At 40.5% G+C, this 22,343-nt stretch carries 24 protein-coding genes and 1 pseudogene; 7 read left to right on the top strand and 18 right to left on the bottom strand.

Annotated elements, in window-relative coordinates:
* Positions 1 to 8: 8 nt before the first annotated feature.
* Entirely contained in the window at positions 9 to 977 is a 969-nt protein-coding gene (locus tag FTT92_RS01870; RefSeq protein ID WP_180171285.1) for a lysophospholipid acyltransferase family protein, read from the bottom strand.
* A gap of 127 nt (positions 978 to 1,104) precedes the next feature.
* Here FTT92_RS01870 and sppA point away from each other — a divergent pair, with 127 nt between their 5' ends.
* Both sppA and FTT92_RS01880 read left to right on the top strand, forming a co-directional pair.
* Positions 1,105 to 2,130, top strand: a complete 1,026-nt coding sequence (gene sppA / locus FTT92_RS01875; protein ID WP_078192397.1) for a signal peptide peptidase SppA — start codon at positions 1,105 to 1,107, stop codon at positions 2,128 to 2,130.
* A complete protein-coding gene (locus FTT92_RS01880; protein ID WP_180171286.1) occupies positions 2,127 to 2,936 on the top strand; it encodes an alpha/beta fold hydrolase in 810 nt (269 codons plus the stop codon). Before sppA ends, FTT92_RS01880 begins: the two co-directional genes overlap by 4 nt.
* A 78-nt stretch (positions 2,937 to 3,014) precedes the next feature.
* On the opposite strand, the gene FTT92_RS01885 is transcribed toward FTT92_RS01880, so the two are convergent.
* The 3 genes from FTT92_RS01885 to purM all read right to left on the bottom strand — a co-directional run bounded on the left by FTT92_RS01885 (position 3,015) and on the right by purM (position 5,436).
* Complete coding sequence (locus FTT92_RS01885) at positions 3,015 to 3,452, bottom strand: META domain-containing protein (RefSeq protein WP_180171287.1); 438 nt, start codon at positions 3,450 to 3,452, stop codon at positions 3,015 to 3,017.
* A gap of 274 nt (positions 3,453 to 3,726) precedes the next feature.
* Positions 3,727 to 4,356, bottom strand: coding sequence for a phosphoribosylglycinamide formyltransferase (gene purN / locus FTT92_RS01890; protein WP_180102931.1), 630 nt, complete (start codon positions 4,354 to 4,356; stop codon positions 3,727 to 3,729).
* A 9-nt stretch (positions 4,357 to 4,365) separates the two neighbouring features.
* Positions 4,366 to 5,436 carry a phosphoribosylformylglycinamidine cyclo-ligase gene (gene purM / locus FTT92_RS01895; RefSeq protein WP_078190382.1) on the bottom strand — a complete coding sequence of 357 codons (1,071 nt, stop codon included), beginning with the start codon at positions 5,434 to 5,436 and terminating at the stop codon, positions 4,366 to 4,368.
* Between the two features lie 134 nt (positions 5,437 to 5,570).
* On the opposite strand from purM, the gene cxpE reads away from it, so the two are divergent.
* The 4 genes from cxpE to FTT92_RS01915 all read left to right on the top strand — a co-directional run bounded on the left by cxpE (position 5,571) and on the right by FTT92_RS01915 (position 11,880).
* The gene (gene cxpE, locus FTT92_RS01900) at positions 5,571 to 6,788 is read left to right on the top strand and encodes a chloramphenicol efflux transporter CxpE (RefSeq protein ID WP_180171288.1); all 1,218 of its coding nucleotides are present in this window, start codon (positions 5,571 to 5,573) and stop codon (positions 6,786 to 6,788) included.
* 18 nt (positions 6,789 to 6,806) lie between these two features.
* Positions 6,807 to 7,511: a DnaA regulatory inactivator Hda gene (gene hda, locus FTT92_RS01905; protein WP_078190380.1), complete on the top strand. Its 705-nt coding sequence runs from the start codon at positions 6,807 to 6,809 to the stop codon at positions 7,509 to 7,511.
* Positions 7,512 to 7,629: 118 nt separating this feature from the next.
* Positions 7,630 to 9,441, top strand: coding sequence for a rhombotarget A (rbtA, locus tag FTT92_RS01910; protein ID WP_180171289.1), 1,812 nt, complete (start codon positions 7,630 to 7,632; stop codon positions 9,439 to 9,441).
* 24 nt (positions 9,442 to 9,465) lie between these two features.
* On the top strand, positions 9,466 to 11,880 hold the full coding sequence (locus FTT92_RS01915; protein WP_180171290.1) for a CSLREA domain-containing protein: 2,415 nt from the start codon (positions 9,466 to 9,468) through the stop codon (positions 11,878 to 11,880).
* A gap of 88 nt (positions 11,881 to 11,968) precedes the next feature.
* On the opposite strand, the gene FTT92_RS01920 is transcribed toward FTT92_RS01915, so the two are convergent.
* From FTT92_RS01920 to FTT92_RS01940, 5 genes are all read right to left on the bottom strand, one after another.
* On the bottom strand, positions 11,969 to 12,373 hold the full coding sequence (locus FTT92_RS01920) for a DUF3106 domain-containing protein (protein ID WP_078190378.1): 405 nt from the start codon (positions 12,371 to 12,373) through the stop codon (positions 11,969 to 11,971).
* Positions 12,363 to 12,683 (bottom strand): hypothetical protein, encoded by a 321-nt coding sequence (locus FTT92_RS01925; RefSeq protein WP_078190377.1) that lies wholly within the window; start codon positions 12,681 to 12,683, stop codon positions 12,363 to 12,365. The genes FTT92_RS01920 and FTT92_RS01925 overlap by 11 nt, the downstream gene beginning before the upstream one ends.
* On the bottom strand, positions 12,680 to 13,294 hold the full coding sequence (locus FTT92_RS01930) for an RNA polymerase sigma factor (RefSeq protein WP_111883945.1): 615 nt from the start codon (positions 13,292 to 13,294) through the stop codon (positions 12,680 to 12,682). The genes FTT92_RS01925 and FTT92_RS01930 overlap by 4 nt, the downstream gene beginning before the upstream one ends.
* Before the next feature lie 160 nt (positions 13,295 to 13,454).
* Positions 13,455 to 14,231: an RNA methyltransferase gene (locus tag FTT92_RS01935; protein WP_078192042.1), complete on the bottom strand. Its 777-nt coding sequence runs from the start codon at positions 14,229 to 14,231 to the stop codon at positions 13,455 to 13,457.
* Between the two features lie 52 nt (positions 14,232 to 14,283).
* Positions 14,284 to 15,258, bottom strand: coding sequence for a class 1 fructose-bisphosphatase (locus FTT92_RS01940; RefSeq protein WP_078192041.1), 975 nt, complete (start codon positions 15,256 to 15,258; stop codon positions 14,284 to 14,286).
* A 184-nt stretch (positions 15,259 to 15,442) separates the two neighbouring features.
* On the opposite strand from FTT92_RS01940, the gene FTT92_RS01945 reads away from it, so the two are divergent.
* Complete coding sequence (locus FTT92_RS01945; protein WP_078190373.1) at positions 15,443 to 15,640, top strand: NF038105 family protein; 198 nt, start codon at positions 15,443 to 15,445, stop codon at positions 15,638 to 15,640.
* A gap of 263 nt (positions 15,641 to 15,903) precedes the next feature.
* Here the strand turns inward: FTT92_RS01945 and pal are convergent, their stop codons facing one another.
* The 9 genes and pseudogenes from pal to FTT92_RS16650 all read right to left on the bottom strand — a co-directional run bounded on the left by pal (position 15,904) and on the right by FTT92_RS16650 (position 22,336).
* Complete coding sequence (gene pal / locus FTT92_RS01950; protein WP_180034379.1) at positions 15,904 to 16,473, bottom strand: peptidoglycan-associated lipoprotein Pal; 570 nt, start codon at positions 16,471 to 16,473, stop codon at positions 15,904 to 15,906.
* A gap of 68 nt (positions 16,474 to 16,541) precedes the next feature.
* Positions 16,542 to 17,825 (bottom strand): Tol-Pal system beta propeller repeat protein TolB, encoded by a 1,284-nt coding sequence (gene tolB / locus FTT92_RS01955; protein WP_180171398.1) that lies wholly within the window; start codon positions 17,823 to 17,825, stop codon positions 16,542 to 16,544.
* Between the two features lie 192 nt (positions 17,826 to 18,017).
* Entirely contained in the window at positions 18,018 to 18,536 is a 519-nt protein-coding gene (locus FTT92_RS01960) for a TonB C-terminal domain-containing protein (RefSeq protein WP_257231549.1), read from the bottom strand.
* Between the two features lie 48 nt (positions 18,537 to 18,584).
* Positions 18,585 to 18,887 (bottom strand): annotated as a pseudogene (locus FTT92_RS01965) (cell envelope integrity protein TolA); the annotation flags it as partial.
* Positions 18,888 to 19,162: 275 nt separating this feature from the next.
* A complete protein-coding gene (gene tolA, locus FTT92_RS01970) occupies positions 19,163 to 20,557 on the bottom strand; it encodes a cell envelope integrity protein TolA (RefSeq protein WP_180171291.1) in 1,395 nt (464 codons plus the stop codon).
* A 3-nt stretch (positions 20,558 to 20,560) separates the two neighbouring features.
* Positions 20,561 to 21,010, bottom strand: coding sequence for a protein TolR (gene tolR, locus FTT92_RS01975; protein WP_180171292.1), 450 nt, complete (start codon positions 21,008 to 21,010; stop codon positions 20,561 to 20,563).
* A complete protein-coding gene (tolQ, locus tag FTT92_RS01980; protein WP_180126449.1) occupies positions 21,010 to 21,708 on the bottom strand; it encodes a protein TolQ in 699 nt (232 codons plus the stop codon). The genes tolR and tolQ overlap by 1 nt, the downstream gene beginning before the upstream one ends.
* A 27-nt stretch (positions 21,709 to 21,735) precedes the next feature.
* Complete coding sequence (ybgC, locus tag FTT92_RS01985; protein WP_078190367.1) at positions 21,736 to 22,143, bottom strand: tol-pal system-associated acyl-CoA thioesterase; 408 nt, start codon at positions 22,141 to 22,143, stop codon at positions 21,736 to 21,738.
* 67 nt (positions 22,144 to 22,210) lie between these two features.
* On the bottom strand, positions 22,211 to 22,336 hold the full coding sequence (locus FTT92_RS16650) for a hypothetical protein (RefSeq protein ID WP_257223222.1): 126 nt from the start codon (positions 22,334 to 22,336) through the stop codon (positions 22,211 to 22,213).
* Between the last annotated feature and the right edge of the window lie 7 nt (positions 22,337 to 22,343).

A 22,343-nucleotide genomic window follows, 5' to 3' on the forward strand; every position in this document is an offset into this window, starting at 1 on the left:
TGAAGATGTTATTCAGCCACTGTCATTGTTTGCTGCTGTTGATATTCCTCACGAATATCACGAATGCGTTGAGCGGCTTCTTCATCACTAATATTGTATAGATTTCTCAATTTTGGATTGGCTTTAAAGCGTTTATAGCTCCAGTGATAATGCTCTGGATAACGATGAATTAAATCTTCCACTGCTTTAAAGATAACTATAGAGCCATCATCTGCATTGCCTTGATAGATATTCTCATCCATAGGTTCGATATGCATATCAAAACCATGATTATCGTTACGAATGGCATACAGTAAGAGCGCACGTGCTTTGGTTTTTTGAATTAATTTTGCACTTAAGTTGCTGGTTTTTAGTGGAATACCAAAGTATGGAATCATTTCGCCGCCGGCATTGGGGGTATGATCTGGCAAGATCACAGTCGTCCCACCTTGTTTTAAGGCTTTGAAAATCTGACGTACACCTGATTCATCCGTAGGAACCAATATTGCTTGCTCACGGCTTCGAGCAGCACGGACAAAATTGTTGGCAGATTCGCTTTTTACCGGCTTGTACATGATGGTCATTTGAGTGTATTGCGCAACCCATGCATTCATGATTTCCCAAGTACCAAAATGTGGTACTACGAGTACAACGCCTTTTTTTAGGGCGAGCGCTTCATGTAAATATTCAGCGCCATGTACGTGATGAATCCGTTGAATATTTTTTTCTGTACTTGCACCCCAAATGTTAAAAAATTCAAAATAAGAACAAAGTTCGTTTCGAATCGCTTGTTTAGTGAGTTGAATGCGAGCTGACTCTGATAATTCAGGCAATGCAATTTTGAGATTGCGTTGAATCGTAGAGTAGGTTTTAGAGATTTTTAAAACATTGACTAACCCAGCCAAACCTTTTGCAATTAATCTTGAAATTTGAATAGGTTGACGGCTGATAAATTTTAACAGGTGATATGTGGTGTCCTGTGAATTTTGGTCGGTCATCTTATTTAAGTCTGAAAGAAATGAAAGAAAATTTAAAATAATTATAGGGGAAAATGAATTGATTAGACAGTTATAGCGATTAGCGTGTATATAATGACTACAAATTAACGATCAAATGGGTTTTTTTATGTCCGAATGGCCACCAAAACCTGAAGAAAAACAGCAAAGTTCTTCAAACAATATTCAGCAGCCAACTGGAAATGAATGGAAAATATTAGAAAAAGCCGTGCTTTCTTCCGTTGAAGAACAACGTAGAGCACGTAGATGGGGTATATTTTTTAAATTTTTAACCTTTGCTTATTTGTTATTTATTATCATTGCGATGGCAAAAAGTTGCAGCATGTCGTCATCTGATCCTGCAGCAACAGCGGGTTCACATATTGCCGTGGTTGATATCATTGGGACCATTGCAGCGGACAAGCAAAGTGTAAACAGCGCAAATACCATCAAAGCTTTGAAAAAAGCCTATGAAAACAAACAAAGCAAAGCGATTGTTTTAAATATTAATTCACCAGGTGGTTCACCTGTTCAGTCTGATGAAATTTGGCAAGAAATTCAGTACTTGAAAAAAGCCCATACCGATAAAAAACTGTATGCCATTATTGGTGATACAGGCGCTTCAGGTGCGTACTATATTGCGTCTGCGGCAGATGAAATTATTGTCAATCCTTCAAGTTTAGTGGGTTCGATTGGCGTGATCATGCCAAATTATGGTGTTAGTGGTTTGATGCAAAAATTCGGTGTAGAAGATCGCACCATGACTTCGGGTGAGAACAAAGCCATTTTATCCATGACTCAACCTGTAGATGCAGCACAAAAAGCACATGTTCAAGGTGTACTTGATAATGTTCATGCGCATTTCATTAATGCAGTGAAGGAAGGTCGCGGTAAGAAATTAAAATCAAATGATCCAGCTATTTTCTCAGGTTTATTTTGGACGGGTGATCAGGCTGTGAAGCTAGGTATTGCTGACCGTACAGGTAGTTTAAATAGCCTGAAACGTGAATTGAAAACTGAAAAAGCCGTGAACTACACCATTGAAAATAGTCCGTTTGATTCTGTACTAGGTCGTATGGGAAGTTCGTTTGGTCAAGGTTTGGCAAGCGCATTGTCACAACAGGTTCAATCTGAAAACAGCACGAAGTTACAATGAAACCGTTAATTCATTTTGCGCACGCCAATGGCGTGCCATCACGGGTTTATCAAAAATTATTTGATTTATTGAGTGATGAATATGATGTGATCTATGTACCTTTACTTGGGCCAGATAAGCGTTACCCAATCGATAACCATTGGAAGAGCTTAACACAGCAAGTCATTGACAGTATTGTACGTCAGGCCAATGGTCGTAAGGTGATTGGATTAGGTCACTCATTAGGTTCGGTTTTAACATTTCAGGCTGCTTTACAACGCCCAGAATTGTTTGAACAAGTGTTAATGATTGATCCACCTATGATCATGGGGAAAGAGTCTTTTGCTTTGCACATCGCAAAACTCCTCAAACTCAAGGTCGTCGATAAAATGTCCCCAGCAGGATTGTCGAAGCGTCGTCGTGATCATTGGGACAGCCGTGAACAAGCAGCAGAGCTTTTAAGGCCGAAAGGTTTTTACAAAGATTTCGATCCAGACTGTTATCAAGCTTATATTGATCATGCCTTGATGGACGATAAACTGCGTGGTGGGGTGGAATTGACGATTTCACGTGATGATGAGGTTCATATTTTTCGAACCAATCCTTCACTGTGGTGGTTATCTCATGCTCAACCGCAAGTACCTGTACAGCAGTTAATTGCAGAGCAGGGACCATTTTTAGCTCGGCACTTTCCACAAAAGGTTGAGAAAAAATTTGGGATTCCATTTAAAGTTGCTGCGGGGAGTCATATGTTCCCATTGGAACATCCTGTGGAAACTGTTGAATTGATCAAAGATTTACTTAAATTGCCTAAGCGTCATCATTGAACCTTAAAAAAGACAACACATAAAAAAAGCACTCTATAGAGTGCTTTTATTATGAATGAAACATTCTACTTTTGAGATTTATTTCGCATTTTCAAATTGTAAAACAACTTTGTTGTTGGCATCTAAAAATTTCAAATGATTTTTAGAGGCATCATAATGAGTAACTTGGCTCAATGCCTGCGAAAAATGTTGAGGAATATTTGTCGCAGTCAAACACGCTCTTTGTGTTGTAGCAAGGTTTGAAAATTGGATTTTTGTGTTTTGCACAGCGTAACCGCCCATGAATCGATTACAACCATCAGAACCACTTACACGAGTATCGTCGAAAGTGATGGTGGGTACGTTCGAATTGTTAGGGTCAGCTTCAAGCTTAACGCCTTGAATTTCACTCGCAACCCAATTTTTGTTTTGTAATTTATCTAAATTACGATCAGTAGCCGGATTTGATGTCGTAGCACAACCAATCATACCCAGTGTTATACATGCACAAGTCGCCAGTGTGATGGATTTTAACATGTGATTTTCTCCACTATTGTTTGAAGGATGTAATATTTCTAGATTTATAAGGTTTACTAATTGCAATATAAGCTTATTATTTTAATGATGCTAAAAGCTTTAATTTAACTAAAAACTACATATTGATCATAAAGTTGAACATTCTGCAAAAATGGATTTTAGATTTTAGATTTTAGATTTTAGATTTTAGATTTTAGTAATAAATAGAGTTTTATTTGGCACTGAAAAACAAAACGCACCCTAAGATGCGTTGATTGTTAAATTATACAGTTGCTTAGAACTTACAGAATTGAACAGGTTGTTGCAAAGGCTCGCCACGATATAAAACACCGTTTTCAGTGTGTTGAATGGTGCCATTACAAATCCATTCTGCCACTTGAGGGTAAATCACATGCTCAAGCACGTGAACCCGATCTGCAAGACTTTCAGCATGATCATGCACATTGACTTTAAGTACGCCTTGAGCAAGCGCTTGACCAGCATCCAGCTCTGCAGTCACATAGTGAACTGTACAGCCATGGAAGACATCACCGGTGTTTAAAACACGTTGATGAGTATGCATTCCTTTATAATTTGGCAGCAGAGAAGGGTGGATGTTAATCATTTTCCCTTCCCATGCTTTGACAAATTTTGCGCTTAAAATGCGCATAAAGCCTGCTAAAATGACCAAATCAACATCCCAGTCGAGCAGTTGTTGATGCATCACATCATCAAAAGCTTCACGACTTGGATATTGCTTATGTTCAATGACTGCAGTTGCAATATTTGCTTTTCTTGCACGTTGCAGTGCAAAAGCGTCAGGTCTATTGGAAATCACCCCAACGATTTGACCTGATAGATTGGCATCGATCAGGGCTTGCAGGTTAGATCCGCTGCCTGAAACAAGTACAGCAATTTTAATCATGAACGTTGCTTATGCGAAAACTACACGGATTTTTTCGTCAGCGCCTTCAACAGATTCAGCATTATCTGCAATGTGACCCATTGTGAATGCTTTTTCGCCAAGGCTATTGAGTAATTCAACTGTTTTGTCAGCATCGGCTGCATCAACCACGAGAACCATACCTACGCCACAGTTAAATGTGCGGTACATTTCAAATTGTTCAACACCACCTTCTTTTTGAAGTAGTTTGAATAATTCTGGCCATTCCCAAGATGCTTCATTGACTACCGCTTGAGCACCATTTGGCAGTACGCGAGGTAAGTTACCCGGTAAACCGCCGCCTGTGATGTGCGCCATAGCGTGTACATCCACTTCTTTCAATAACTGAAGAATTGGTTTTACATAAATACGTGTTGGTTCCATTGCTGTATCTGCAAGTGGACGACCATCAACGATTTGAGTAAGGTCGACGTTTTTCACATCTAAAATTTTACGAAGAAGTGAGTAACCGTTTGAGTGTGCGCCAGAAGATGCAACACCAACTAAAACGTCACCCGCTTTAACTTTAGAGCCATCAATAATTTTACTTTGCTCAACTACACCTACGCAGAAACCTGCAAGGTCATAGTCTTCGCCTTCATACATACCTGGCATTTCAGCAGTTTCACCGCCAACCAATGCACAGCCTGCAAGTTCACAACCCGCACCGATACCAGTCACAACATTTGCTGCAACGTCAACGTTGAGGTGGCCAGTTGCATAGTAGTCAAGGAAGAACAGTGGTTCAGCACCACATACAAGAAGATCGTTTACGCACATTGCAACCAAGTCTTGACCAATTGTGTCATGACGGTTCAAATTCAATGCTAAACGCAATTTTGTACCAACACCATCTGTGCCAGATACGAGAACAGGTTCTTCATAACCTTTAGGAATTTTACAAAGAGCGCCGAAGCCGCCTAGGCCGCCCATTACTTCAGGACGTGCAGTACGTTTCGCGACAGATTTGATACGATCGACTAACGCGTCGCCCGCTTCAATGTCGACACCTGCATCTTTGTAGCTTAAACCAGTGTTTGGGGTAGAAGTTGAGTTGCTCATAATGAAGTCTCCGCATTCGCGCGGGGATTATAACCTGAATATGCAAAACTCTTATGCTATTTCGCACTAAAATGTTATCTTTATTAAAATATTTTCCTTTCTATAACGATTACATTGAAAAAAGGTGACTTTATATGGGTGATCGCACCTTGCGCCGAATATTTATTCTTGCTGGGATAGCATTGATCATATGGGTTTTATACTTATTAAAGCCTGTAGTTGTTCCTTTTATCGGCGCATTTCTAATTGCATATTTATTTAGCCCTTTAGTCGATAAATTACATAATATTGGCTTGCCGCGCTGGTTATCTATCAGTTTGGTCTTTATTGGAATTGGTGTCGCTATATTCTTTGCAATGTGGTTCCTCGTACCACTGGTATGGGAACAGTTGATGTATGCGAAAAACAATATTCCAAACAATATTCATTGGGTCAACTATACATTCCTGCCGTGGTTATCAGAGACATTTAATCTTGTACCGATGGAAATTGATACAGAGCAAATGTCAGCAGCGATCATGGAGTATATTCAAACCAACTATAGTGCAGACAGTATCCAAGCCATGTTGTTAAAAGTGGCACAATCGGGTCTGAATTTCATACAGATTGGTGGCACGATTGTCTTAATTCCAATCATAGCTTTCTATTTCTTATTAGATTGGGAGCGTATGTTAGAAAACATGCGTCGACTTATTCCACGTAAATATGAAAAAAGCACGCTCACAATCGTGGGCGAATGTCATGAAGTTTTAGGTGCATTTGTAAAAGGCCAATTCTTGGTAATGTTCTTATTGGGCGTTGTTTATGCGGTTGGACTTCAATTAGTCGGTATTGAGGTTGGCATCATCATTGGGATGATTGCGGGTCTAGCCAGTATTATTCCGTATTTGGGTTTTGCGGTAGGTATTATTTCGGCAATTGTGGCTTGCCTGTTCCAATTCGGTTTGGATTGGGTGCATTTGGCCTTAGTACTGGTGGTATTCATGGTAGGGCAGGCAATAGAAGGTTATATTTTACAGCCTTTCTTATTAGGCGACAAAATTGGTTTGTCTCCTGTGGCAGTGGTATTTGCAGTCCTTGCAGGCGCGCAATTGGCAGGACTCCTCGGAATGCTCATTGCACTACCCGTTGCAGCGATTATTGTGGTCTTATTACGTCATGCACGCGAAAATTACGAGAAAAGTAATTTATACCGAAATGATGTACTTGTCGTAAATGATGCTGCAAGTGGCACTTTAAACGTAGAAACCAATCAAGTTGCTGTCGATATTGAGCTCAAAAATCAGTCTGCAAATTCGCTGCAAGATCCTGAAATTTCGAGTAACATTGAAAGATCAGAACATAAAGATTGATAAGGCCAAAATATAGATATGCGTCAATTGCAGCTAGATATAGAACCACAACTCGATGCCCGAATTAGTGATTTTTCTGGGCCGAGTTGGGGGCATGTAATCGATGGTGTTCGTCAGTTACATGCTGGTTTAATGAATCGTTTCTATATCTATGGTGGAGCTGGCACAGGAAAAAGCCATTTACTGTCTGCAATATGTGACTCCTATTTAGAAATTGGTAAATCAGCAATTCAAGTTTCATTGCTTGAATTGCTCGATGCTCCCACTGAAGCGATTACTTCGCTCGATCGCTATGACTTGGTGGCTTTAGACGATATTGAAGCGATTAGCGGAGTTCCACATTGGCAAAAAGCTGTTTTTCACCTGATTAATTATAATAACGAAGAAGGTGGTCAATTGGTCTTTTCATCTCGGCTGGCGCCCATTGAACTCAAACTTGAACTGCCAGATTTACAGTCTCGATTAACTCAGGCTGTCAGTGTAAAAGTACCAAATGGTAGTTTATATGCAGACCGACAAGCACTCGTAAACTCTGTTTTGGCGCGACGTGGCATCCATATGGATCAACAAATTGTAGATTATTTGTTGGCACATGGCCCGCATCAGGCATCCATTTTACTTAGATCTTTAGAACAACTGATTCAGATGTTAAAAGGTGAAAAAGTCAAATTGAGTCATGCCAATTTAAGACAAATTTTTGCCCTAATTGATGAATATCGGTAAGCAATAAAAATTCTTGAGTAATTACTCAAGCTGTGACAAAGTACATAAAAATATTTTAATGTTGCAAGGATTGTGCAACTTAAGAATAAAAAGATAAAAAATATTTAAGGAGATGGATATGCTCAAACAGAGCATAGGTATTGGCATGCTTCTCATGGCAGGTCATGCATTTAGCGCAGAAATTACCGTTACAACTACTGAAGATGTTGTAAAGGATGACAAGGAATGTTCACTTCGTGAAGCCATAGAATATATCAATAATGGTATGCCAGAAGCCGGATATAATGGTTGCGGGGGTAAAGACGCCTATGCCTCAATTTCTCTGAAGAAAAATGAAGTTTATAAACTCACTAAAAAAATTGATATTAAAGCGGAATTGAACCTGAAAACGGTGTATGACAGTAACGTCAATGAAGATGTCGTACTCGGTCTCAATAATGCCATCATTGAAATGACGGGTAAGGATCAAATTTTTAATATTAATGATGGCGAAAAAGAACTACTTGCGATCAATTTTAAAGAAATTTCATTTAAAGGATGTAAGCAAGATCAGTGCGCCGATAAAGGCGGCATCCTTTTTAATAATGAAAAACTCACACTTGAAAATGTAAAGTTTGAAGATGGCTATGCACGACTTGGTGGTGCAATCTACAATGTTGGATTTTCAGAAGATGGCGCAGCTGTAGCAAGCCGTCTATATATACGAACCACGATTTTTCAAAACAACAAAGCGGTAGATGGTGGTGCAATTTACTCAGAAGCACCTGCTTATGAAATCTATACATCTTTGTTCAAAAATAATGAAAGCACTTCTGGTCGAGCGATTGTTTACAATCAAAATGGGCTCGCGGACATCAGCAAGTTAGTGTTCAGTAACCCTCAAAATATCATTGCCAATAGTACTTTTTTCAAAAACAAAGGTTTTGCTGTCAACTTACGTGATGGTTTAGCACTCAATAATATTACAGTACTGAAGAACAGTGGCGGTATCGAACTAAATAGTACCTCTGAGCATGCTTATTTAGCCAATAGTGTGGTGATTGGTAATGCGCTCAGTGGTACCGCTCAAGATTGTAAAGTCGTGAACTCAGGAACAGACCAATCTGTTTTTTATAACAACTTAGTGGCTGCGAGTTGTCCTGTTGGGCCTGCTGCAAATTTAAATGATGTATGGTCTGGGACGAGTTTAATTGCGGGTGAAGATGAAGGTAGCTGTAAAACCTTAACAGAAGATCGTAATGCACTTTTCTGTCCATTTACCACAGCAAATAACGCATTTATTGGTTATTTACGTCCTCGTATTTTATTAGATTACGAAACGATTTTCTCAAGCCCGATATTAAATAAGGGGAAGACCACAGCAGATGGCAATGAGCATCATGTGTATTGCGAGTCTTCTGATCAGCGTGGAAAAAATCGTAATTTGGATGATGTTTGGTGTGATCGTGGGGCTATAGAAATTGTGGTTCCTGTGAGCATGCCTCGATTAGGTAAAGACATTCGTACAGGTGAAGTGGCCAAGTTTAATATTTTAGATGCATTAGGTGACAGTGATTTAATTCCAAAAGAAGAATGTTCAAAAGTGATGGGTATGGCAAATCCAACGGGTGAGCCATGGCAAGATGGTTGCCCAATAATTGTACAAAGCACCGAATCTAAAGGTAAATTTACACTGAATTTGAATGGTGATTTTGAATACACGCCAAATGGAAATTGGCATGGCGCAGATATTTTTGAATTGCGTGTGGTGACGTCTTCAACCCGTTTTAATACTTCGGCAAAAAATTATTTAGCTGCAGAAGTGCGTATTTTCCAAGAACCAAACAATGAAATGGAAAGTAAAACCGTTAAAACTTCAGGTGGTGCTCTAGGCTGGGCGAGTATTTTTGCGCTGCTTAGCTTAGTTGGATTTCGTCGCTTTAAAAAATAGTCTGGATAGAATTAAGGACAGCACATGAAAAATTATAAAAAAGGATTGCTGGCGGTCATGGTCCTTGCGGCTATGTCATCTATGGCAGCGACAAGTAACATCATCAAAGTTACGACCTTTGATGATGAAAATGGTGAAAATCTCAATCAATGTTCTTTACGTGAAGCGATTGAAACTGCGCGTAAAAACAAATCTTTTGGTGGATGTAATGTCGGTAATCCAAATAATGGGCAGACCGATTATATTCAACTTGAAGCAGGTGAATATCTTCTGACCAAAGGTGAGTTAGTTCCGCTCAATCAGATCGTGATTGAGGGGAAAAGTCGCTTTAACTATAATTCAAAAAATTTACTGACGCAGAAATTTCCTGCCTATGAAGATATTAGAACGACGATTAATGCCCAAGGCAAATCTCGTATTTTTAATACTTCACGTTCAGAAGCCAACTTTATCGTCAATAATGTTCGCCTTACTGGCGGGATGGCAGAAGATCGAGGTGGTGCCTTGTATTTAGGGGGAGCATTTACCTTAAATAATGGTGCAATTGAAAACTCTCAGGCCAAAGTTGCTGGCGGTGCTATCTACTCCGTTGCGCATAATATGTCGAAAAAAACATTATTGGTGAGCAGTTTAGTTCAGGGTAACGTCGCACCTAAAGGTAGTGTTGTCGCTATGGACTGTATCGGGAACTTGGGGGATACCCAGCCTGAAATTGTGTTCCAGCAAAGCAGTATTATTCAAAATGGTTCATCGACGAGCAATAGTGTGATGGACTTCTGTGGAAATGCCAAAGTTGAATTGACAGCAAATACGATTGCAAAAAACCAAGCAAATCCAAGTACGGGTAGTATTATCCGCGCCATTTCTCAGGGAACGGAACGTTTAAGTGCTTTTTCTAGCTTCGTTTTAACCAGTAATACAATAGTCGAGAACAAGGCGGCGAGTACCTATTATTATGATAACAATGGTACAAAGGCTTGGTATTTCAATGTATTGGCCTACAATACTGGTGGAAAATCTTGTCGTTATCTGAATAATGCAGTACCTGATAATGGTCAAAAATTTGTGGCAAGTAATAATGCATTTGAACTGGCAGCCGCACAGTGTGATTTACCAGAAAGTGTGCTGAATAGTACGGAAAGCTTTCTGCAAAACCATGATGTAAGTAGTTATGCTATGGGGACTTTATTAAGCGCCCTACAAACAAAATCTGCTTATAATTTGTATTTACCTTTGTATTACCCGAAAGCAATCGGCAGTGGTTTTGACTTAATCAATCTGGGCTTAGACGGCTGTAGTGATGCGGATCAACGGGGCATTTTGCGGATCACAGATGGTACTTTACAGTTATCACCTACGCAAAGAAACACATGTGATATTGGTTCGGTTGAGTTAATGAATTTAACCGCAGCAGATATGGCAGATATTACCAATGAGTCTTTAACAGCTCTGCAAGATAAGTATCAAAATACAATTGATGCCTTGAAAAAGGATATCGACGATCCAGATTATGCGGAATACAAAGTTGCCAATCAGGATGATTTAACAAAGTACGAAGCGGTATTAAGTGCATTAAAAAATAACCTTAAATATCGTGCAGTTTATTTTGATCCATTCCCTGCATCATTACCTCAAGAAGAGTCTGTGAATGGAAGTGCTGAAACACGACAAATTGCCTTAAATGCTGACAACTACACCGTGACGACTTCACCAATCGGCATTGGTAGTGAAATTACGGTGTCTAGTACAGGCGAAGCAAGTATTGTTGGTAATCCACCACATGACCTACACTGTGATTGGGATGCGGGAATAAAACAAATTGTTATTTATCGCACCAGTGGGGCAACAACAGCGCCTACCGAATACGGTTTTTGTAAATATACGCTAAAACAAAAGACAGGGAGTCAGGCGGAATCCTCTGGTGTAGTACGTGTGGCATTTAAAAATATGACCCCAGTGGCCAAAGCTGCGCAATATACGATTAGTCCGTCAAATAATTTGTCTGTTACCGTCAATAATTTATTAGAAAATGCTAATGATGATGGTGATGGTCCAGTTACATCTATGCCAACGGGTAAATCGGTATGGCATAAAAATGAAGAAGGTCAAATTATCCCAATTCGTTTTACGAAAATCCCAGCAGGTTTAAACTTTGAAGCTGAGTATAGTGGCAGTTGCCCAGCAAGTTATTTAAAGGAAACTTGCTACGGTGGCAAGATTACCTTCTCTGTAAAAAATGGCTTTAGTCAGTTTGACTATCCTGTTGAATATAGCGTTGTCGATAGTGACGCCATTGCATCAAACAATGCAATTTTGACCCTTAAGAATACCGCGAAAAACACCAATTCTTCTTCTAGCGGCGGTGGTTCGATGGGATTATTTGGGCTGTTGACACTGATTGGTTTAGGTATGTATCGTCAGCGTCGGTTGAGCAAGTAATACAATAAAAAAAGCCTCGATAAGAGGCTTTTTTTATAACTTAACTAATGTAATTGATTTGATTATCACAACATACTGTTGTTTTTGATTAGTGAACGACAGCGATAGGCTGTAAATATTTATTGATATACTCATCGCGAATAGCAGGTCGTTCATCAGGACTAGCTTTTTGCATACGTGTCGCGAGTTCTTTACGTTCTAAAGTACTCATTTTTTGCCATGTTTCGCGCATACGCTGCTTTTCACTGTCTGGAAGTTGGGTGAACCAATCCATGCGCTGTTGCAAGCTGACACGTTGATCTGCAGGAATCTCTTTGAGAGCCTGATACTTTTTAATTAAAGCCTGTTGTTCTGCTTCAGATAGCGAATCCCAAGTTTCATTGACTTGAGTATCTGCATCTTTTGAAAATATCCAAAACCGATCAAAGCCAGCAAAACTGGTTTGCAAAAAACTAAAAGCACAGAATGCAATTGCTAATTTTTTAGCTGCCATGTGGAACTTTGTCCTCACCCAGAACCATCAACATTTCAAGATCTTCCACCATTTGAGGGGAGAGCTTAGGGGTTGAAATCACCTGATTTTGTGGTTTGTCATCCAGTACAGTCGCATTCGGTAAAATGACAAAACCTGCAATTGCTGCTGCAAGTGCAAAGCCAGACATTTTCCAGAAACCATAACGTGAAGTTTCGCGCTGATGAATATCTTCAAGCACGTTATTCATGACAGTTGCTTTGTCTTTATGGTGCTGTGCGAGTCCATCAAGTTTGGAAGTTACTTGCTTTAAGAAATCATCTTGTTTCATTCGGATGATCCTCCCATATGTGGATTCAAATGTGCCAAAGCGGTACGTAAACCCTGAATGGCACGGTGGTAATGTGTTTTCACACTGCCTTCGGAACAATTCATAATTTCTGCAGTTGTATGCGTATCAAAGCCTTCCCAAGCTCGCAACATAAATGCTTGTTGCTGGCGGACTGGAAGTTCTGCGATAGCATCTTGTATTTCCTCTGCAGTGACAGCCTGATCCAGAAAGTCGAAAGGGTTTGGTGTAGATTCATCTACCACATCCTGTATCTCGACATCGTCGTCATCTAGGCTGACTTTTCTAAATAAGGAAAACGGCTGCGAACGACGTGCTTCTTTTCGACGCCAGTCTTGCAGCTTGTTATTTAAAATGGTGTAAAACAGGGGATACCATTCCTCTGTGGACTTTTCAGCATAAGCTTTATGTAAGGAAATAAAGGCTTCTTGCACCAAGTCCATGGCAATGCCATGTTGACCGTGCGTTGCACTTTCCATCATTACTAAAGCACGCCCCGTCACTTCATTCATGAAGTTTTTCAGGCGAGACTCAGCCGTGCTTTTTAAAACACTGCTGTCTTGCGTCTCGGACTTTTTGGGTGCTAAATCCATAGAGATGGAAAATCCTGTCATCGGATACCCACCATTATTTCCATATTCATATACAAATAACGATGGAAATAACGGTTAGGTTGACAAAAAGAATTATTATTTTTTCTAGTGTAGTCTATTTTTTTTAGGCTTAAGCGCTAAATACAATAAAATAACGATTTTACTGACGCTGACGTACCATTTCAAAAAAACAGATCGAGCCAGCAATGGCTACGTTTAACGATTCTTGACCACCCGGTTGAGGAATCGCAACGGCTTCCGCATGTTGTAATGCATACTCAGAAACACCTTGACCTTCATTGCCTAAAATCCACACACATTGTTTGCGTAAATTTTTGCTATATAGGTTTTCAGACTGATGTGAGCTTGTTGCATACACTGGAATTTTGAATTTCGTCAAAATATCTTCAAGGGCAATATTTTCAAAGGTATTTAATGAAAAATGTGCGCCCATACCTGCGCGTAATACACGCGGTGACCAGAGCGATGCAGAGCCTTTGGTACAAACAACTTGCTCAATACCCGCCGCGGCAGCAGAACGGAGTAGGGTGCCTACATTACCGGGGTCTTGAATATTGTCTAAAATTAAGGTGTCTTCACTGAAGTTAAGCGCTTCACTTGAACTTGGTAAATCCACAATTGCTAAGCAAGCAATAGATGTTCCAAGTGTACTGATATCTTTATATAAAGATTCACTTAGAATGAACACCGCACCTTGATATTGTTCCGCAATGCGGTCGAAATCGGCATGGTTAATTGCTTGTTCAGTGGTGAAAATCGATTTGATTGGACGTTTTGAGTCTAACCATGACAACACCAAGTGTGTGCCTTCCAAAACAGTTTGACCTTGTTTTTTACGGTAGGCATTTTGTTCGATTAAGCCACGGAGGTGCTTAATTTTCGGGTTGTCTTTTGATTCGAGATAAATCAGAGCCATGAGGGAGATATCCACGAAAGTCAGCAAAAATACTGACTTTCGTTATAAGAAGTTAATTATGGTATGACGTAACTAGGTCAACTTCGTTTTTAGAACCAATAATCACAGGAACACGTTGATGAAGTTCTGTAGGTTGGATGTCTAGAATGCGGACACGGCCTGTTGTAGAAGCACCGCCAGCTTGTTCCATTAACATACTCATTGGGTTTGCTTCGTACATTAAACGTAGACGGCCTGCTTTTTTCGGATCTTTGAAGTCGTATGGGTACATGAAGATACCACTACGGCAAAGAATACGATGAATATCACCCACCATACATGCGACCCAACGCATATTGAAGTCTTTTTCACGCGGGCCAGTTTTACCTGCAAGAAGTTCGTCGATATAGCGTTTTACAGGTTCTTCCCAGTGACGTTGGTTCGATGCATTAATTGCATATTCTTTAGTGTCTGCTGCAACCGCAATCGCATCTTTAGTTAATAAGAATTCTTTGCTTTCTGGATCAAAAGTAAAGAAGACTACGCCAGCGCCGACAGTTAGAGCCATCATTGTTGATGGGCCATACAGTACATAACCTGCAGCCGCTTGGTTAACACCCGCTTGCATGAAATCTTCAGCTTGCGTTACCGCATTTTTTGCAGGAAGAATTGAGAAAATTGTGCCAACACACATGTTGATATCGATGTTGCTTGAACCATCTAATGGGTCGAACAAAACAAGATAATCGCCATTTTCTTGAGCTGGTGTGAATTCATCTAATTCTTCAGATGCCAAACCACCGACATGTGGATGAACTTTTAATGCATCGATGAGGTAATCATTTGAAATGACATCAAGTTTCTTTTGTTCTTCACCTTGAACGTTTTCGTGTTGCGCGCTACCCAATACACCAGCCAAAGCACCTTTTTGTAAAAGAAGGTCGATGTCTTTGCATGTATTACCAATTGTTTCAATAACTTGTGCTAATGCAGGAGTAAGATTACCACTTTGTTGTTGTAGAAATTGGGAAAGGGTGAGATTTGACATAACCGGAAAACTCCAAATATTAATTTATCAAAAATGATAAAAATGTGATTGTGCAACATTTTAGATGAGAACGAAGGAAAAGAAAAATTAAACTAGACTATTTGTCGTGATTTTACCCTTGCAAGTCCTGAATAACATGCTATGTTGAATCTAATGTATAAATCGAAAGACAGGGAGCACAACAATGACCACACAAAAATTTGATGCGACTCCGACTGCAACTGAGGGATTGAATTTAGACGATATTTCTGCGGATACTGTTAAAGCTGCATGGAGCAGTTACGAAGCAAAAGCAGAGTATAAAAAGTTCAATAAACATGATCTCATTGAGTCGATGCAAACAGAAAAAGAAAATGCTGAACATCCAGAAGCAGAAGCGTAATGATTTGGATTGTTAAGCTAATTTTCTAGTTGGTAAAGCTAAGGATCTCGTTTTTAAAGTCGTTCACTTGCATTTTCATTGGATATTTTCTTAAGTTCTAAAGCCGCTAATCGAATTTATCCTGAGTTTAAGGGCTAAATTGAGTTAAAGCAAAGAACGTTGAATAGAACGGTGCAAATGAAACGATATAAATTAAATGATGCAGGTTTAATCAAAAAAGCACTCATTAATGAGTGCTTTTTTAGCTCAGACTTATTCAAGTCTTATTTAAGTAGCGGAGGAACAGCTTCGTAGTTAATTTCTACGCGGCGGTTTTCTTTCCATGCATTTTCATCATGACCCGCATTGATTGGCATTTCTTTACCATAACTAACTGCTTCAAGCTGATTTGGACTTACGCCTGTTGTAATCAGGAAGCTTTCAACAGCTTTGGCACGACGCTCACCAAGCGCCATGTTGTATTCACGAGTACCACGTTCATCGGTATGACCTGTTAAAGCCACGCGTGAGTTTGCATTAGCAACAAGGAACTGTGCATGAGCTTGAAGGGTTTGTAAGTCTTCATTGCTAAGCTCTGTACTGTCGTAGTCAAAGTGTACTACGCGCTTCGCTAAAAATGCTTTATTCGCTTCAGTTACACCTTTAGATGATGCACCCGCTAGGTTTTGTGCATTGAGTGCTGCATCTTCACTTAAACCAGAAGTGTTTACAGTGGTTGAGCTATTTGGGTTTTGTCCTGCTTGTACGTCTGCTGCAGGTTTACGGCTGGCACAACCAGTCATTACTAGTGCTGTAGCTAAAACAGGTAGCGCAATCAGTTTCATTGCTTTCATATTGATCTCCATGACGGTTATTTATGATGTTTCATTAAAAAGTTATTATTGAATAAATCATGCAGTGTTTATTTCGGTGCCCAAGCTGGCTCACGAACTTCACCTTGTTCACTTGGTAAGTTCATGCGGAAACGACCATCTAAAGACATGATCGAGAGCAAACCACGGTTTGCTTCACGTGTTGCATACACCACCATTTGACCATTTGGAGAGAAGCTTGGGGATTCATCTAAACTTGTTGGTGTTAAAATATTGGTTACACCAGAACCAATGTCTTGAACCGCAACTTTATAGTTACTACCGCTAGGACGATGTACCAAAGCTAATTTTTTACCGTCCGCACTTAACGTACCACGCGCGTTGAAAGCGCCACGGAAAGTTAAACGTTTTACACTTTCAGCATTTAAGTTGTAGGTATAAATTTGTGGAGAGCCACCACGGTCAGAGGTAAAAATAAATGATTTACCGTCAGGGGCATAACGTGCTTCTGTATCAATCGCTGTGTCATTGGTCATGCGTTTTAATTGGCGAGTCTGTAAATCCATTTGATAAATTTCAGGGTTGCCATGCATAGATGCAGTGAACAACATGCTTTTACCATCTGGCGAGAAGCTTGGAGCACCATTTAAACCACGGAAACTTGCAACTTTTTCACGGCTACCAGTTGCTAAGTCTTGAATGTAAATTGCAGGGCGTTTGGTTTCAAAAGAAACATAAGCTAGCTTTTTAGCATCAGGTGTCCAAGCAGGGGAAAGGATTGGATCACGTGAAGTCAAAATGGTGCGTGGCTGTTCCCCATCTGTGTCGGCAATTTGTAGGGTATAGCGTTGATCTGGAGTTGCTGCATTACGCAATACATAGGCAATACGTCCGCTGAAGTCACCAGGAATGCCAGTTAAAGCTTGATAGATCGCATCACTGATCATATGCGCTGCTTGACGGTAACGTGAAGCAGGTACAGTGAGTAGTTCATTTAACAGGTATTGTTTTTTTTCAACATCATACAGTTGGTAGTGAATTTCATAAGAGCCATCTGCCGTTGTTTTTGATGTACCTGTCACGACATAGGGTACGCCCGCAGCTTTCCATGCTTCTGCATTAGGTGAATTTATTGTTGCAGTTGCAGGCAAGTTTTTAGAAGCACTGGTAAATTTACCTGAGCGGTTCAAGTCATTTTCAACCACTGGATAAATATTTGAGTCATTACTAAAAGGCACGATCGCAATTTTAGGTGCTTCTTCAGGAGCTTTAGTGATTTCGAGGTGAAGCTGCGCATGCGTTTGAGTCACTAAAACTGGGCTCAAAGCAGTGAATACGGCTAAGCAAAGAAGATGTTTACGCGTCATTTCCATCATTCGCTAACTACTCTAAAAATGTGAGTTATTGTCTGTATTAGGTTGTGTCACATAATGGCATGATTTTGAATTATTAAAAGCACAACATTATGATTAATCTGTTATTCGTCTGTGAATTAGTGAATAAATATTTTTCTAAGATGATGACATTTTATTTAAAAAATACAATCTTTCACTTTACGGATAACCTTATTTAGATAGAAAGGGCATAGAGATAATGCGAGATTCAAGTCGAGCATCTTGATTTTCTGGTAAATCAAAAGGGGCTGAGCTAAGGATGGCTTTTTCAATACTCTTTTTAAATGCACGATTTGGCGCACCAAGAATCACTATCGATTGAATTGAACCAAATGATGTCAGTGTAATTCGAGCATTGGCTTTTTGCCCAGTTGATTCTGCTGGCGCTTGCCAGTTGCTAAGGATAGTTTGCTGTATTATTTTCTTTGTATTAGAGGCAATTTTTTTTGCTTCAGCTTTTTTAGCCGCATCTGCTTCAGCTTGCCGTTTCGCTTCAGCAATTTTATGTTCTAGTTGAAGCTTATCTTGTTCAGAATATGACTTCGTCTTAGCCGCTGTTGCGTTCGAGGAACGCTCTGCTATTTTCTCAGGTTGAATCTTGTCAGCCGTTTGAATGCTGGTAGGGCTGGCTAAGGTTGATGATGAGCCTGCCATTACAGAAAATAGAAACAAAAATTTCAAATGTGCCATAAGTTGTAATTAGTCCAATGATCAATTTAAAAATTTAAATGGGTATCGTTATTTCGCTATAAATTTTGTTATAAAAATGCGCGCTTGTTTACGTGCCTCTGGATCAGATGGCATGGGATAAGGTGCAGCAGCACGAACTGCAGCCTCAATACTGGCTTTCATATCAGGATCACTGGAGCTTACGATGACTGCTTGGACAGCACCTGTTTCAGATAAAATCATGCGAGCAATGGCCGTTTTACCGCTAGAGCCAGGTGGTGTATCCCAAGCACGTTTGATTTTATGTTCAAAATCACGTTTAGCGGTTGAAGCGATTTTCTTGGCTTCCGCTTTTTTCTTTGCATCTTCTTCATTTAGAGCATGTGAAATGGTTTTAAGAGGCGTTTTTACGTCCTGTACTGATTTCTCAGGTTGAGTTGTTTTAGCATGATCCATCAGCAAAGCATTAAATTGTTCAGGTGGAATATGGTCAGGCATGGTCGAAGAAGGGATGTAAATTGAACGATTTTCGGCGAATGATTGAGAGCCTAGGAGTGATAGTGTCGAAAATAATAATGTTTTCATGTTATATAATTCAGTATATAAGTAAATGAAAAATCCCCACAAGGTTTGCAGGGATTTAAAAATTAACGTGATGACTTGAAGGTGGACGTAAAACTTTGAGCTTCACGTTTTGCATCTGGGTCACTCGGCATTGGGTATGGTGCAGCAGCTCGAACAGCAGCCTCAATACTGGCTTTCATATCAGGATCACTAGAGTTCACAATCACTGACCGAACTGAACCACTTTCTGATAATGTCACCCGAGCAGTTGCCGATTTACCCGCAGAGTCAGAAGGTGTGTCCCATGCACGACGGATTTTATTTTCAAAATCTTTCTTTGCAGTAGATGCAATCTTCTTCGCTTCAGCCTTTTTCTGTGCGGCTTCTTCAGCTGCTTTTTTAGCTGATGAAGCTTTGGCTTCTTCGGCTGCGCGTTCGCGTGCTTCGGCATCGGCTTTAGCCTTTGCATCTGCCTTGGCTTTTGCATCGGCATCTGCTTTACGTTTTGCAGCTTCTGCATTGGCCTTGGCTTTCGCATCAGCATCTGCTTTACGTTTTGCAGCTTCCGCATTGGCTTTAGCTTTTGCATCGGCGTCTGCTTTACGTTTTGCAGCTTCTGCATTGGCCTTAGCTTTTGCATCAGCATCTGTTTTACGTTTTGCAGCTTCTGCATTGGCCTTGGCTTTCGCATCAGCATCTGCTTTACGTTTTGCAGCTTCTGCATTGGCCTTGGCTTTGGCATCAGCATCTGCTTTACGTTTTGCAGCTTCCGCATTGGCTTTAGCTTTCGCGTCTGCATCTGCTTTACGTTTTGCAGCATCCGCATTGGCCTTGGCTTTTGCATCTGCCTTGGCTTTTGCCGTTGCTGCAGCTTTGGCTTTGTCAGCTTCTGCTTTTCTTAAAGCATCGGCACGGATTTTTTCAGCCTTGGCTTTGGCATCAGCATCTGCTTTACGTTTTGCTGCTTCAGCATTGGCTTTCGCCGTAGCATCTGCTTTTGCCTTGGCCGCATCCGCTTTGGCTTCTTGTTGTGCTTTTAGTTTTGCAGCTTCAGCCGCTTTAGCTTGTTCTTGAGCACGCTTTGCATTGTCCGCAGCTTTTTGTTCAGCAAGCTGCTGTGCTTTCGCCGCAGCGAGTGCCTGTTGAGCAGCAACCTGTGGATCTGCCTTAGGTGGTTCTGCTGGATTAGGTGGTGCAGCCGTTGGAATCTCGGGTGCTGGTTCAACGCTAGGTTCTGCTGTTTGCGTGATTTGTTCAGCTACATTTTCATGCGCGGTTTCATCAAACTCAGTGACTTCACGTGTTACAGGTTTTAAATCTTCCGGTTTTACCAACACAGTGGTTATTTTTTTAGGGGGCTCAGGTGGTTTACTCATGCCAAGATAAAGTAAGCCAACCACAGCGACGATATGCACACCTAGTGTAAAACCAATCGCAACGGCTTTTTGTTTAAAAGGCGGCTTGTTGAAATCTTTCATAAATTATTTTAATGGCTCAGTCAGTAAACCTACTTGTGTTAAACCTGCATCTTGAAGGGCAGACATGAGTTTCATGACTTCACCATAAGGACGAGATTCACTGCCGTTAATCAGGACACTCATTTGCTTTTTCTGTTCGTTCGCTTCATTTTGCGAAGCCGTTAAAACAGATTTTAGTTCATCGAGTGTGAGTACATCATTCTGATGATCTTTATCTTCGAGTTTGATCGTACCATCCGACTCAAGTGTAACAATCGCAGGGCGATCTTCCGCTTGCATAGGCGTGCCATTCGCCTGTGGTAAGTCGACTTTGACACCTGTGGTGATCATAGGTGCAGTGACCATGAAAATCACCAATAAAACCAACATGACATCAATATAAGGCACGACGTTCATGTCACTTTTTAATGGTTTTTTGATGCGCTCAAAGCGTCCAGAACGTTGAATAGCCATTAGTCATTGTCCTGAGTTGAACCTACAGACTGGCGTTGTAATAACGCAACCATTTCTTCGGCAAAAAGCGCACGATCGTTATAAATGGCTTCACCTTTGGCTGTGAAATGGTTAAATGCAAGTACAGCAGGGATTGCCGCAAAAAGACCAATGGCCGTTGCAATCAATGCTTCTGCAATACCAGGAGCAACCGTTGCAAGGGTGACTTGGTCAACATCTGCCAAACCAATAAAGGCGTTCATAATGCCCCAAACGGTACCGAATAAACCGACATAGGGTGCAACCGAGCCAATACTCGCAAGCGCGCCTAAACCATTTTCTAAATGTCCTTGGTCACGGCTTAAACCCACACGAAGAATACGTTCTGTACCTTCAATTGATTGTTCTGCGCTGGCATTACGTTTTTTAAGTTTGAAAAACTCGCCTAAACCTTGATAGAAGACATCTTCAAGGCCAACACGTTTCGAGTTGAGCTGAGCATTGTTGTATAAAGTGTTGAGTTCGGCACCAGACCAAAAGATTTTTTGGAAATGTTCATCATCGGCCTGCGCTTTTTTATAACTCATGTGTAACTTGGCAATCAGATACCAACTGAATAACGAAGCTAAGAGCAGCAGGAGCATTACCAGTTGTACGACAGGACTTGCTTGTAAGATGAGGTCTGAAACTTTGAGTGTTGATTCTAGTTGAGTTGCCATAGTTACTACATGTGCCAAATAATTTTTTTAATCTTGTTCCAATTCTTTCAGAATCAGTTCACGTATTTCATCAGGAAGGCGACGGGGTTTCATCTCTGCACTGATACATGCCAATTCTACCTCACCTGATGCCAGCATAATATCACCACGATAAATATTTTGTTGCAACACAAATGACGTAGCCTTACACGAAACTACACTTGCTGTAACAGTAATCAGGTCATCCATTAATATAGGGCGTGAATATTTCACATTAATTTTATGAACGACAAAGTTGTAATCTTTTTGATGCCAATAATGGTCTACACCTGAAGCGCGTAGCCATTCTGTGCGGGTACGTTCCATAAAGCGAATATGATTTGCGTGGTAAACAATGCCACCTGCATCTGTATCTTCAATATATACACGAATGTTGAATTCGAATTTATTCGCCATGAGAGTGTTCCGTCTTTATAAAATCTGAAAAAATATTGGTCTGCACTTCAGCAAAGAATTAGTACATTTAAAAATGGCGATAATTCAATGACTCGTCAAGTGCTTCAATGACGGGCAGTTTAGCACCGTGAGTCATCAGTCCAATGGCACAAGGTTTCAACTCACGTAAATCTTTAACTTTCGTAGTTGTCATTATTGTT

The sequence above is a fragment of the Acinetobacter sp. YH12023 genome (assembly GCF_013420135.1).
Classification (GTDB): domain Bacteria; phylum Pseudomonadota; class Gammaproteobacteria; order Pseudomonadales; family Moraxellaceae; genus Acinetobacter; species Acinetobacter amyesii.